Below are 12957 nucleotides of genomic sequence, written 5' to 3'. Positions count from 1 at the left end.
CTCCTCTCGAGATCGCGTGGTCCTCTATTTCCTCAGGGCGCCTCGCGCCAGACGCACTTTCGACCATGCTTACCTAAGCAACAGAATAGGCGGCTGGTGGCGATGCCGATATAGGACCAAGGTGCAATACGATCAGTCAAAGTAAGTCTGCGGCCTTCTTCGAACGCGGCGCGCACCGCGCCCCGTCGATGAAAGCGGGACGGACTATCTTTGGGTCGATTCTGTTTGCAAGGACTTCCCTCTAGGGTCAAGCCCAGGTTTTGTTTCCCGGTGCCCGCGAATGTGCAGATCCGACGGTCAATGAGACCGTGCTGGTTGAGGCATATATCAGCGGTCATCCAAGTCAACGTTCTGGCCGACAAGTACGCATGAGGGTTGTTCGACGCGCGCCCGTTCCCGCGGGGTTGTGACCACGCAGGACGAGCGCCCGGGGCCATGCATTGGCTACTGGAACAATAATTTTCTTGCGGCCAGGCGCGTTGCTCCAATCTGGAAAGGCTGTGTTATTCGCCCTTGGCCGCCAATCCACGAGCGGAAAACGATGACCGCTGCTGTGATCCGCGGGATATCTGCGGCGATTACTGGCAACTTTACCTGGGGTTTCAAATGGAAGGAAAGTCAGGTTGACATTCTCAGGACGCAAATTCGTGCGCTCGAGCAAAAAAATCGCGACATTGATTGAGCACCGGGTGTGGTCGAAACGCTGTTGGTGCAACTGCCTGATGAGATGTGCAGTGCTGCGCTGCTCGACCAGACGATCGCTGATAATAAACGTGCCCACAAGATGGTGGGCGGCTTGAGGGTGCTTATAGTCGGTGCGTTGATCACGTGGGGTTGCGTTTCGGACAATAGCGCCAGGAACGGCAGCGACGCAGCGAATCAAGCCCAGTCGTGTAACAAGGACGATCTGCAATGTCTCGGCGACAAAGGGACCGTTGCGGCCGCCATCTATTGCAAAGGTCCGATCGAGCGACTTGCGACGCACATCGTGAAATGGACGGGCGGCAACTTCGCGATGAAGTTCAGTCGATTTCGCTGGACCGATGAGCCGGGCGGCCCCATCACATACATTGGCGACAAGGCCGAGTTCCAGAACGACTTCGGCGCCTATAGGCCGGTGATTTACCAATGCGACCTTGCCAGTGATCATGCCGGTTGTGGAAGCGGTCGTGTCGCGCTGACGCGCATCGACAACGCACGTACACCCCGTTTTACTCATCTCGGCTCGTCTCGTCGGGGCGGGGACTGCTTGCTGCGGGACTTTGGAGGGTGCTTTAGCCGCGATGCGCCCAGCCAGTCAACACCGAGGCACCCTTAGCAACGGGCTTTGTCGCAGCAAGCGTCGGGTATCATCCGCCCTGACAATACGAACGATAGGACGCCTGATGACGACTCTGAATTCAGCCTGGGCACGGGTGCTCAAGCGTTTACACTATCCGCTCGACGTGATCCTGACGTGCGTGCGCTGGTATGTGGCGTATCCGCTGAGCCTTCGACACTCGGAAGAGATGATGGCGGAGCGCGGAATCTCGGTCGACCATTCAACTGTGCACCGCTGGGTCATCAAGATGTTGCCGGTCCTGGAGAAGGCCTTTCGCCGCCACAAGAAAGCCGTCGGTCGGAGCTGGCGAACGGATGAAACGTATGTCAAGGTTCGAGGCCAGTGGAAGTATTTGTATCGCGCAGTCGACAGGGAGGGTAACACGGTGGATTGTCTACTGCGTGCCCATTGTGACAAGGCCGCGGCGAGGCGCTACTTCGAAAAGGCGATCGCGCAAAACGGCGAACCCGAGACAGTGACAATTGATAAAAGCGGTGCGAACGTGGCCGCGCTGGATGTTCTCAACGCGGAGCGGCAAACACCGATCAAGATTCGCCAGAACAAGTATTTGAACAATGTCGTCGAGCAAGATCATCGGGCGATCAAGCGACGCATACGGCCCATGCTCTGCTTCAAGAATTTTCGTTGCGCCCGGATCCTGTTGAGCGGTATCGAGCTCATGCACATGATCGCCAAGGGCCGAATGCAAGACCATGGCATCGGATACAGTCACGCCCAACAGTTTTACTCACTGGCAGCATAAGTCATCCTACTTATACTGCCGCTAGTTCGCCGTCTCGTCCTTATCGCGACAAAACCCGCTGAGCCGCTTCGTGTGCCCGGGTACCAGGCTTACTTGACGGCCGCTACAACCGCATTGAAGAAATCGTCCCGGTTGATCACTTCCAGTCCGGTCGGTTTGGACTGCGCGCCCCACATCACGATGACCACCTTCTCTTTGGGATTGATATAGAGACCCTGTCCTTCGATGCCATGTCCGGCATAAGCGCCATCCTGAACCGACTGCCCCGACGTCACCGGCCACCAGAAGTAGCCGTAATCGGAGACCTTGCCCGTGGTGAGCGTCTTGCGCGTACCGGCCTCGGTTGTCCAGCCGGCGGGCAGGATCTGCTGGCCAGCGGCGATGCCGCCGTTTTCGATGAACACCCCGAAGCGGCCCCAATCGCGCAGCGTCGCGCTCAGGCCGCTGCCGCCGATCTCGACGCCATCCGCGGAGTCGAGCCACCACGTTGCATCGGACTGCATGCCGACAGGCCTCCACACTTTCTCCGACAGGTACTGCGAAATCGTCTTCCCTTTCAGCGCGCCGTGCAATATCTCGGCTGCGACCTGGGTCTCGCCGGTGCTGTAGTTGAAGCGGCTGCCCGGCGGTACGGCTCGCGGCAGCTTGCTCATGAGGTCGATTGTTCCGCCCGGCTTCTGTGCCAGTTGAACTTCGAGCAGCGCGCGCCGATCCGAGTTCGGGTTCGTGTAGGTTTCGTCCCAACGCACGCCCGAGGCCATCATCAGGACGTTACGGATAGTGACGCCGTCATACGCGGAGCCGGTAAGCCGCGGCACGTACTTGGTCACCGGATCGTTGATGCTGCCGATCAAGCCGTCCTTGATGGCCGCGCCGAACAGCGTCGAAGTAATCGACTTGGCGAGGGACATCGACATCCAGTGCGTTGCCGGCGTGTTGCCATACTGATAGGTCTCGTAGACGATCTGGTCGTTCTTCAGGATCAGCAGTCCCGATACGCGGTCGAGCGCAAGAAAATCGAAGAGGTCGTAGTTCTTGCCGTTTGAGACGAACTTGACCTGCGAGAGTTGCCGCGGCGCTTCAGGCAGCGGCGAGACGGTGTTTCCACGGGCGATGTGGCGCGTCGGAAAAAGCTTGTCGATGTGGCGGAAAGTATGGACGGCCATGTCGGGAGTGAGCGCGCCGTCGTAGATCTGCCGGACGGTGCCGATCGGTTCGTCGTTGGCAGCGTCGGTCGCTTTGTGAGCGTCGCTGGCGCACCCGGCGAGCAGCACGATGGCACAGCAGACCGTAAGTGTGAGTTGAGTCGAGCAAGAAACCAGGCGCTTCTGACGAGACGGGTAAGCGGCGTTGCGCAACACAGGCATGGTGGTCCTCGTAGTCGATGGCATGTTCATGGTCTTGCTGGCGGGGCAAACGTCGGCAGCACGTCGTCCGGCAAGCGGAGGCGATTTTAGTGCCTTTATTCGAACCGCGCTGAACCTCTTAAACGCACTTGGCGACCCGAGACCGCTACGGGTCGTGAACCGTTGCCACTCAAGGGTGTCCTGGCTTTACCGGGATACCCTCGGTACTATCCAAGCCACCGGCTGTCTTCGCCAGCGTTCGCGCTAGTAGTGGACTTGCTCCGCGCCGTTTGAAACCACCCTGTGAACGACCGCTCAACAACGCCCAACGGGCCACCATATCGGGTCGATGTATGCCTATCGCATGAGACGATGATCGGCCAGTCAAAGACCGTCGACGTGTCGACCAAAATTGACGATAATCTCCGCAAGGAACGATTGCGGGTCGGGCTCCGTCGTTGGAGACGCCGCTGAATCTAAAAGAAAACATGAGACGACTGTTCCTCGCTGCGCTCGCAGCCACCTCTTTCGTGACTTGCGTTCATGCGCAACGCAACGCGTCCGGCCCGCTCGTCACGCCCTCGGGTAAATTGCAATTCGTGCACGTCGACCGCGATTTCGTGGGTATGCTCGACAAGGAAATTTTCGATCGCTTCAGCGCGAGCACGCTCACGCATTTCGATGACGTCGGCAACGCAAATGACAGCGTCACACGCACGCTCGTGCAGACTGATTCCGGTCCGGTTCTGTACGACTTTCGCCACCATCCACCACTTGTGCAACGCTTGGGTAAGCGCATGACGGTCAAGCGCGTGTTCTGGCAAGGCGATGAAGTCGTGATGCAAAGCTCGCAAGGCTGGTTCCGATTCGAACGCGGCGTTCTGACGAAGCTGCAGTCGTCTACGACGACGTACCATTGATTACGCGCGCACGCCGAACACGATCTCGCCAGCGATGACATACACCGCCTCGCCGGGCACGCCGTTGCGGTTCTCCAAGTTGCCTTGGTCTCTTGTGAGTCGAGTTGTGCGCGTCGTCGTGGGACAGGTTTCGGGCCATCTACGGCCGTTGGGCCGCGCTTTCGCGCGGACATTTGAACGTCGGTAACCGCCCCAGGTACCGGGCATTCAGGTACAGACTTGATCCGTCAAGTGATCGGCATCAACGGCCGCTCGTGCAGTTGGCGGACCGTGAGCGGCTGCCGTTTCCGTGGCGGCGAACGCGTGCGTTCGAATGCGCGCATCGCTGCGTCAATCTTGTCGGAGAACTAGGCATCCGTACCGTCTTGCGGGTTTTCGACACCGCCTCTGTGTTTCATTCCTGGCGGGTCGACCTCCACCTGGTTTTCAGTATGCACTTACATCTCGCCCCAAGTCTTGATACAGTGAGGTCTCTATCCTAAAAGACCGCCGGCAAAACGGCTTACGGAGACGTAAATGAAATTTTCGCAATGCCTTGCATCATCAGTTGTCCTTACATTTCTTTCTGGCATGACTGGGACGACAGCCGCCTTCGCCGCGGCGCCCGTCAAGCTCGTCACAGAAGAAGCGATGGTGGCATCGCCACAGCCGGGCATCAAGATCTATGTCCGCAACAAACGTCCGGCCAATCAAACGCATTTTGATGCCGCTCACACGCTTGTGTTCGTCCACGGCGCTACCTATCCCGCCAGCACCGCATTCGATCTCGAACTGAACGGCATGTCGTGGATGGATTACATGGCGAGACGCGGCTTCGATGTCTACCTGCTCGATCTTCCCGGCTACGGGCATTCGACGCGTCCAGCGTCCATGGACCAGCCGGCTGACGCCGGGCAACCCGTGGAAACAACTGCACAAGCGGTGCAGGACTATGCCGCCGTCGTAGATTGGGTGCTGGCACGCCAACACCTGAGCAAGCTGGATGTCATGGGATGGTCGTGGGGCACAACGATTGCCGGCGGTTTCGCGGCCGCGCAGCCGGAGAAGGTGAATCGCCTGGTGCTTTACGCACCTGTCTGGCTCTCACATGATGCTCCGCCAACGGGCGAAGCTGCCAAGCTCGGCGCCTATCGCATGGTCACCGCGCAGATGGCGAAGGAGCGCTGGTACAAGGGCGTGCCGGAGGACAAACGCGCCGACCTGATTCCGCCGGGCTGGTTCGACAAGTGGCAGCAGGCGACGTGGGCGACGGATCCGAATGCTGCATCCGCCAGTCCGCCGGCCCTGCATGCGCCCAACGGCGTGACGCAGGACATTCGCGGCTACTACATGTCCGGTAAGGCGACCTACGACCCGGGCAAGATCACCGCGCCGACGCTCATGGTCCAGGCGCAGTGGGATCAGGACACGCCGCCTTACATGTCGCAGGCATTGTTTCCGCTGCTGACCGGTACGCCGTGGAAGCAATACGATCTGATCGGCGAAGGGACGCACACGGTCATAATGGAGAAAAACCGGCTACAACTGTTCAACTCCGTGCAAAACTTCCTTGAGCAGCCCACGCCGCGTTAAGCCAGTCTTGTCAGGGCGCGCAGGGCGATTTTTGGATGTATTCCGACGTCATCCTCATCACGCATCGACGTGCGAGTGCGCTGTGTCGCCCAACCTTCGGCCGGTGATTTGACGGGCAGCACGCGTGCACGATTGACCGCTGGACTCGGGAGCGGCCGTTCACGTCGCGTTAGCTACAACGTCCGAAGAGGGTAGTGTGCAGCCAGTCGATTCCTGGCTCAGATTAATGTGGTCATGCATAACGCATGAGACAGTGAACGGCCTTTTGAACGGTCCGTTGTGGTGCTGAGGCGCGTTGGTGCCCGATGCCAGTGCGCCAACTTCGTTCGACGCCGATAAAGGCGTACGCATGCACCGCGATGGGTCGTCAGCGTTCCCGATTTGACGCGTTTCGTCCGGCACAGTAGTTGCATCGTCCTGTATCTGCCTTCGGCGATCACGACTTCATCGGCGTAGGCGTTTCTTCGACTGGAGCGTTTGATTTCTGTCCATGGAACTGAAGTGGCTTGAAGATTTCCTGGCTCTAGCGGCCACGCGCAATTTCTCTCGCACCGCTGAGCTACGTTTCATGACGCAGCCGGCGTTCAGTCGGCGCGTCAAGATGCTGGAAGAATGGGTCGGTGTCACGTTGCTCGATCGCAATGCGCAACCGATTGCGCTGACCCCTGCGGGTGAGCGGTTCCGTGATATAGCCGAGGCGGTGGCCCGGCAGCTCTACCAGGGGCGCGACGAGTTGCGGGCGGCAGCGGAGGGACTCGCCAGTACAGTCAAGTTTGTTGCGACACACAGCCTCTCGTTGACATTTTTCCCTCACTGGATAAGTGCTTCAGAAAAGGCGGGGGAAGTGCTTAAATTTCGGCTCGATACCGGCCATGCGAACGCGTGCGTGCAGATGATGCTGCAGGGCACCAGCCACTTCATGCTGTGCCACACGCATCCTTCAGTCGATATTGGCCTCGACCCGAAACAGTTTCTGGTCTATCGCGTTGGCTTTGATCGCTTGCTGCCGTTGTCGCGCCCCGGCGCCGACAGTGGGCCGCTCGATTCGCTGGACGGCACGGCGCCGCATCGCTGCCGGTATCTGGCGTATGCCGAAACGTCCGCCATCGGTCGCGCGGTCGAAAACCTGCTGCGTACCTCGCCGGTAGCCGATCGGCTCGAGCGCGTATTCGTCTCGCCGCTTGCCGGCGTGTTGAACTCGATGGTGCGTGATGGGCGCGGGCTTGCGTGGCTACCGCAGAGTCAGGTCGGTCGGGAACTCGAATCCGGCGAACTGGTGCGCGCGGGCTCGGCCGAATGGGATATCGACGTTGACATCACGCTGTTCCGTCCGCGCGCTCGCTTGCCCAGCAGCGCCGAAGCATTCTGGGAAACGCTGACGACCAATTCCGCAACGAATATAGTTCGGCCGGCTGCTGCCTGAGTCGCTGAAACCGCGCGCCCGCAATTTCAACCACCGCCGTCGGCATGCCCGGTCGCGCGGTTTCTGTTCGTCCCCAGCTGGATAAGTCACTACGCATAAGCGATAGCGCCATGCCCGCTCGGCATCGCGTGATCGAATTTCGGCATTGGATTGCAGTTTTCTGTCCACCTACGATGCGCTCAAGTTGACCTGACTGGAGCGATTCGATGACGTCGAAAGAGATGCACGCGAGCTCAGAGGGGGATGGCCTCAAGCGCAACGCGTTGGGATTGATCAGTGCGATGGGCATGTCCCTCGCGTTTATATCGCCGACCATCGGCGTGATGTTCATATCGGCGCTGATCGGCGGCAAGGCCGGCGTGTCTTCGCCATTCGTGTTCGTATTGGGGACTGCGGGCATTGCGCTGATGGCGCTGACGATCGCGGAATTCGCCAAGCGTGTCACGTCGGCGGGTGGCTTCTACAAGTTCATTACGCTTGGGCTGGGGCGTGAAGCTGGTTTTGCAGCCGGAATGCTGATGCTGTTCGCGTACGCGCTGCAAAGCCCGATCAACACCAACCTGTTCGGCGGTTTTCTCAGCAATGCGCTCAAGAATGACTTCGGCATCACGGTACCGTGGTGGGCGTTGATGATCGGCGTCGTGGTCCTGGTCGGCGTTCTCGCGTGGTATTCGGTCCATGCGTCGATGCAATTCGACGTTGCGCTGTTGATTGCCGAAGTCGTGGTAGTGGGCGGCCTGTTGATCGTCATTGTGATCAAGGGCGGCGATGCGGGTCAGGTGCCGGAAAGCTTTTCGCCGATGCACGCAGATCAGGGGTTCGGCGGCATCGGGCAGGCCTTCGTCTTTATCGTTATGGCATTTTTCGGCTTCGAATCGTGCCTGACTGTGGCGGAGGAATGTCGTAATCCGCGTCGCAATCTGCCGATCGCGCTGATTGGATCCGTGGTGCTCGCTGGCTTGTGGTTCACATTCGCGATGTATTCGATCGTGGTCGGCTACGGCTCTGCGCACATGGACAGGCTTGCCAATTCTCAGGAGCCGATCCACGACCTCGCCGTGCGCTACCTTGGACATATGTACGGCAACCTTGTCGATCTCGCGGCCGTCTCTGCAATCGTCGCTGTTGTGCTTGCCATCCACACCGCCAATTTCCGCGTGTTGTATTCGCTGGGCCGTGACGGGCTGCTTCACAAGGCGCTCGGCCGTACTCATCCGAAGCACAAGACACCTCACGTCGCAATTGTCGTGTACTCGATTCTGACTCTCGTGGTGGGAATTGGCGCAGGGTCCTGGTGGGACCCGATGTCTGCGTTTGGCAATCTCGGCTATCTGTCGTCGCTCGGCATGCTGCCCATCCTGATCCTCACCAACGTCGCATTGCCCGTCTTCATGTGGAAGCGCTATCGCGAGGAATTTTCGCCGGTGCTGCATGTCGCGTTCCCCGTCGTCTCCAACGTCATTTTCCTGGCGGCGATCTGGCTGAACATACATCCATGGCCTGCCGCGCCGCTGACAATGTTCCCGTGGGTTGTCGTAGCCGTGATCGTCCTCGCTGCGCTGTGGGGCCGGCAACTCAAGCGTCGCGAATCGCCGGCGTTCTATCGCCTGGGCGCCGTGCTGTTCATTGAAGGCGATGCGATTCCGGAAATGGTCGATGTCGAAATCGAACCGCTCTACGAATTGCCGGGCGTCCCGGAAACAACACGTGGCACTGACAAGGCGCTTGGCCACGGCAACGAAGCGGCCTGAAACCTTCTTCGCCACGCAGACATCTCTTCGTGGCCTGTACCAACCAACGTAAGGATGATGATGGGTAGACTGAATGGCAAGAGTGCGCTGATAACCGGCGGCGCGTCGGGCATAGGCAAGGCGATTGCGCAATTGTTCGCGCAGGAAGGCGCGCAGGTCGTGATCACCGACATCGACACAGCGGCGCTTGCGGCGGCGGTAGACGAACTCACGCAATTCGGCAAGGTGTCCGGTTGCGCAGGCGACGTGCGTTCGATGAAGGATGCCGGCCGCATGGTAGAGCATGCAGTCGAAGAACATGGCGGCCTCGACATTCTCGTGTGTAACGCGGGCATTACCAGTGTGATGCCGATCGAGCAACTATCCGAGGACGAATGGGACGCGGTTCTGACCACCAACGTCAAGGGTATGTTCACGATGGTCAAGCATGCGGTGCCGAAGATGATCGAGCGAGGCGGCGGCAAAATCGTAACGCTCGGCTCGGAGATGGGCATCGTCGCGGTCCCTGAGTCACCGGCATACAACGCCAGCAAGGGCGCGGTAATGATGTTCACAAAATCGATCGCGCTCGACCTGATCCGCCACAACATTCGCGTCAACGCGCTGTGTCCCGGCATTACGCGCACACCGCTGCTACAGGCGGAAGTCGACAACAGCCTCGACCCGGCGAAGACCGCCGCGGCCCAGGCGTCGTGGGCGCCGATTATGCGCGTGGCCGACGCGCGCGAAATCGCCTACGGCGCACTTTTTCTGGCTAGCGACGAAAGCTCGTTTGCGGTCGGTACCAATCTCGTTCTCGACGGTGGCTTTACCGCCTGCTAAGCATCCAACACGTTCCCGCGACGTTCGGCCGCTGATGCTGCGGCCAGCTCGCGCCCCTACAGGAGTTATGAAATGAATCAGACGGCCGCTTTCATCGACGCAGTGTCGATCGAGACACGCAATACGGTTGCGGTGCTGGACCCGTCCAGCGGCAAGGAGATCGCTCGGACAGCGGATTGCGGACCCGAAGAGATCGATCGCGCGGTACGCGCGGCACGGCGCGCGTCGCGGCAATGGCGCAAGGTCGCGATTGCCGAGCGTGCGCGCATCCTGCGGCGCATCGCCGAACTGATCAAGCGCGACGAGCCGGATCTCGCGCATCTCGAAGCGTTGCAGACCGGCAAGCCATTGAAGCAGGCGCGACGCGACGCGGAACTCACCGCCCGGTATTTCGACTTCTACGCCAGCGCGGTGGAAACACACTACGGCTCTTCGATCCCGCTGAATGCGGACACGATGATCTTCACGGAATGGGAGCCGCACGGCGTCACGGCGCACGTGATCCCGTGGAATTACCCGATGCAGATCTTCGCACGCACGATTGCGCCGGCGCTCGCGATGGGCAATTGCTGCGTGTTGAAGCCCGCCGAAGAGGCACCACTGACGGCGCTACGTCTCGCGTCGCTCGCAGTCGAGGCCGGTCTGCCCACAGGCGCCCTCAATGTCGTAACCGGGAATGGTGAGACCGCCGGCGCGGCATTGACGGGGCACGACGATATCGACCACATCTCATTCACCGGCTCGGTTGAAGTGGGACGCATCATCGCTCACGCGGCGGCCAACCGCGTGATCCCGGCGACGATGGAACTGGGTGGCAAGTCGCCGAATATCGTGTTCGCCGATGCGGACCTCGAACGCACCGTGCCGGGCGTGATCAACGCAATCCTTCAAAACGCAGGTCAGACGTGCTCAGCCGGTTCGCGGCTGCTGGTCCATGAGAGTCTGCACGACGTGTTGGTGGCCCGCGTTGCGCAGGCCTTCGCCAACGTCGAGATCGGGCCCGCACTGAGCGACCCGGCATTGGGCCCGCTGATTTCGAAGATCCAGCGCGGACGCGTCATGTCGTTCGTCGAACGGGCTCGCAGTCACGGCGCAAAAATCGTTGTCGGCGGCGATGCGCTCAATGGCGGTGCACTTGGTGACGGCTTTTTCTTCCAGCCGACGCTGATCGACAACGTTGATCCGGTCAGCGCGCTCGGTCAGGAAGAAGTATTCGGGCCGGTGCTGGCCGTCACGCCGTTTCGCGATATCGATGAAGCGGTACGCCTCGCGAATGGGACCGACTACGGCCTTGTCGCCGGCGTATGGACGCGTGACCTTGGCACCGCGCACCGGATGATCCGGGAAGTGCTGGCCGGACAGGTATTCGTCAACACGTATGGTGCCTCCGGCGGTGTCGAGTTGCCGTTCGGCGGCTTCAAGCGCTCGGGCTACGGCCGCGAAAAAGGCGCGGAGGGGTTGCGCAGCTTCGCCCAGGTCAAGACTGGTGTCATCGCGCTCTGAGTGCGTTCATCTCTTTCTACATTCCGAATCATGACCAGCATCATGCCAGCACTGCGTTTGCGCGGTGAGCCGAACATCGTCGGCGATTCGCAAGACGTTCCTGCATCTACCCGATCAATCGAACATCTGGCCACGCCCGCGCTGCTGCTCGACGAAAGCCGGATGGCCCGTAATATCGCCCGTCTGCGCGGAAGGCTCGCGGGGCTCGGCGTCAATCTGCGTCCGCACCTGAAAACGCCGAAGTCGCTCGAAGTTGCGCGCCGCGTCATGGATGGCCCCGCCGGCCCTGCGACGGTATCGACGTTGCGTGAGGCCGAGCAATTCGCGGAGGGCGGCGTACGGGACATCCTCTATGCCGTCGGGATCGCGCCGGGCAAACTCCAGCGCGTGACCGCATTGCGTCGACGCGGGGTCGATCTGTCTGTGGTGGTCGATAACCTGGATGCCGCGCACGCGGTCGCGAAGCAGTCACGCACCAGCCGCGATCCCATTCCCACGCTAATCGAGATCGACTCGGACGGTCATCGGGCCGGCGTAAACCGCGAGGCGACTGGGCAACTGGTGGCTATCGGTCGTGTGTTGCACGAGGGCGGCGCACTATTGCGCGGCGTGATGACCCACGCGGGCGAATCATACGCATGTGACACCGTCGAAGCGATCAGGGCGATGGCCGAGCGCGAACGTGCGGAAGCGGTTGCGTGTGCCGACGTGTTGCGGGATGCGGGTCTCCCCGCACCGGTGGTGAGCGTGGGCTCGACGCCGACGGCTCACTTCGCACGCGATCTGCGCAGTGTCACGGAAGTGCGTGCCGGAGTGTTTGTGTTCTTCGATCTCGTGATGGCGGGGCTCAACGTGTGCACCGTCGATGACATCGCGCTCAGCGTGCTCGCGACGGTAATCGGTCATCAGCCTGACAAAGGCTGGATTCTGGTCGATGCGGGCTGGATGGCGATGTCGCGCGATCGCGGCACGGCGTCGCAGAAGCTCGATCAGGGCTACGGTGTCGTCTGCGACGTCGACTGCGTGCCGTACCCGGACCTGATCATGGCCCAGGCGAATCAGGAGCAGGGCATTCTCGCATTGCGCAGCGGGAGCGCCGCGCAGTTGCCGGTGCTGCCGATTGGCTCACTGGTGCGCATTCTGCCTAATCATGCGTGCCCGACCGCCGCCCAGCACGATCACTACACGGTCATACAGACTGGATCGCGTGAGATTCTCGGTCAATGGTCGAGATTCCGCGGATGGTGAGGACGCAGTTGCATTTAGCAATTGCAGTTTCAATTCAATGAAGAAAGTATCAGAAGAAGATAAAGCTCCTGGGCGCGCTAGGCTGCCGCGCACTGGCCACCGCTGCACAGGCGCAAGGCGGCGTGACGCTGTACGGCTCGCTCGATACCGCGATCGGCTACGTGAGCAATCAGCCGAAAGCGAATGGCGGCATGGGCAGCGCGTTCCAGACGATCAACGGAACGCTGAGCGCCAACTCCTGGGCATGAAGGGCACGGAGGATCTGGGCGACGGACTCTGCGTGGTATT

11 protein-coding genes are annotated in these 12957 nt (G+C 60.4%); 9 read left to right on the top strand and 2 right to left on the bottom strand.

Annotation, left to right across the window (positions count from 1 at the left end; genetic code table 11):
• Positions 1-343: 343 nt before the first annotated feature.
• On the bottom strand, positions 344-1219 hold the full coding sequence (locus P0D89_RS00055; protein ID WP_408375980.1) for a hypothetical protein: 876 nt from the start codon (positions 1217-1219) through the stop codon (positions 344-346).
• 166 nt (positions 1220-1385) lie between these two features.
• Here P0D89_RS00055 and P0D89_RS00050 point away from each other — a divergent pair, with 166 nt between their 5' ends.
• Positions 1386-2084: an IS6 family transposase gene (locus P0D89_RS00050; protein ID WP_408356787.1), complete on the top strand. Its 699-nt coding sequence runs from the start codon at positions 1386-1388 to the stop codon at positions 2082-2084.
• An 89-nt stretch (positions 2085-2173) separates the two neighbouring features.
• On the opposite strand, the gene P0D89_RS00045 is transcribed toward P0D89_RS00050, so the two are convergent.
• On the bottom strand, positions 2174-3451 hold the full coding sequence (locus P0D89_RS00045) for a serine hydrolase domain-containing protein (protein ID WP_408356785.1): 1278 nt from the start codon (positions 3449-3451) through the stop codon (positions 2174-2176).
• Between the two features lie 467 nt (positions 3452-3918).
• Here P0D89_RS00045 and P0D89_RS00040 point away from each other — a divergent pair, with 467 nt between their 5' ends.
• The 8 genes from P0D89_RS00040 to P0D89_RS00005 all read left to right on the top strand — a co-directional run bounded on the left by P0D89_RS00040 (position 3919) and on the right by P0D89_RS00005 (position 12917).
• Positions 3919-4350 (top strand): hypothetical protein, encoded by a 432-nt coding sequence (locus P0D89_RS00040; RefSeq protein ID WP_408356783.1) that lies wholly within the window; start codon positions 3919-3921, stop codon positions 4348-4350.
• A gap of 516 nt (positions 4351-4866) precedes the next feature.
• On the top strand, positions 4867-5922 hold the full coding sequence (locus tag P0D89_RS00035) for an alpha/beta hydrolase (protein WP_408375979.1): 1056 nt from the start codon (positions 4867-4869) through the stop codon (positions 5920-5922).
• Between the two features lie 490 nt (positions 5923-6412).
• Positions 6413-7345, top strand: a complete 933-nt coding sequence (locus P0D89_RS00030) for a LysR family transcriptional regulator (protein WP_408375978.1) — start codon at positions 6413-6415, stop codon at positions 7343-7345.
• Between the two features lie 206 nt (positions 7346-7551).
• On the top strand, positions 7552-9096 hold the full coding sequence (locus tag P0D89_RS00025; RefSeq protein WP_408356776.1) for an APC family permease: 1545 nt from the start codon (positions 7552-7554) through the stop codon (positions 9094-9096).
• Between the two features lie 60 nt (positions 9097-9156).
• Positions 9157-9918: an SDR family NAD(P)-dependent oxidoreductase gene (locus P0D89_RS00020; protein ID WP_408356774.1), complete on the top strand. Its 762-nt coding sequence runs from the start codon at positions 9157-9159 to the stop codon at positions 9916-9918.
• A gap of 72 nt (positions 9919-9990) precedes the next feature.
• Positions 9991-11421, top strand: a complete 1431-nt coding sequence (locus P0D89_RS00015; protein ID WP_408356772.1) for an aldehyde dehydrogenase family protein — start codon at positions 9991-9993, stop codon at positions 11419-11421.
• Positions 11422-11583: 162 nt separating this feature from the next.
• Positions 11584-12669, top strand: a complete 1086-nt coding sequence (locus P0D89_RS00010; RefSeq protein WP_408357014.1) for a DSD1 family PLP-dependent enzyme — start codon at positions 11584-11586, stop codon at positions 12667-12669.
• A 59-nt stretch (positions 12670-12728) separates the two neighbouring features.
• On the top strand, positions 12729-12917 hold the full coding sequence (locus P0D89_RS00005) for a porin (RefSeq protein ID WP_408357012.1): 189 nt from the start codon (positions 12729-12731) through the stop codon (positions 12915-12917).
• Positions 12918-12957: the final 40 nt, after the last annotated feature.

The sequence above is a fragment of the Paraburkholderia sp. RL18-085-BIA-A genome, from assembly GCF_046027075.1.
Lineage (GTDB): Bacteria > Pseudomonadota > Gammaproteobacteria > Burkholderiales > Burkholderiaceae > Paraburkholderia.
The sequence above is the reverse complement of the archived record's forward strand: the minus strand, read 5'-3'. Positions and strand labels throughout refer to the sequence as shown.

Bases quoted from the DNA above. Each gene is read 5' to 3' on its own strand.
- P0D89_RS00055 (WP_408375980.1), bottom strand. From the start codon at position 1,219: ATGAGTAAAACGGGGTGTACGTGCGTTGTCGATGCGCGTCAGCGCGAC.
- P0D89_RS00050 (WP_408356787.1), top strand. From the start codon at position 1,386: ATGACGACTCTGAATTCAGCCTGGGCACGGGTGCTCAAGCGTTTACAC.
- P0D89_RS00045 (WP_408356785.1), bottom strand. From the start codon at position 3,451: ATGCCTGTGTTGCGCAACGCCGCTTACCCGTCTCGTCAGAAGCGCCTG.
- P0D89_RS00040 (WP_408356783.1), top strand. From the start codon at position 3,919: ATGAGACGACTGTTCCTCGCTGCGCTCGCAGCCACCTCTTTCGTGACT.
- P0D89_RS00035 (WP_408375979.1), top strand. From the start codon at position 4,867: ATGAAATTTTCGCAATGCCTTGCATCATCAGTTGTCCTTACATTTCTT.
- P0D89_RS00030 (WP_408375978.1), top strand. From the start codon at position 6,413: ATGGAACTGAAGTGGCTTGAAGATTTCCTGGCTCTAGCGGCCACGCGC.
- P0D89_RS00025 (WP_408356776.1), top strand. From the start codon at position 7,552: ATGACGTCGAAAGAGATGCACGCGAGCTCAGAGGGGGATGGCCTCAAG.
- P0D89_RS00020 (WP_408356774.1), top strand. From the start codon at position 9,157: ATGGGTAGACTGAATGGCAAGAGTGCGCTGATAACCGGCGGCGCGTCG.
- P0D89_RS00015 (WP_408356772.1), top strand. From the start codon at position 9,991: ATGAATCAGACGGCCGCTTTCATCGACGCAGTGTCGATCGAGACACGC.
- P0D89_RS00010 (WP_408357014.1), top strand. From the start codon at position 11,584: ATGGCCCGTAATATCGCCCGTCTGCGCGGAAGGCTCGCGGGGCTCGGC.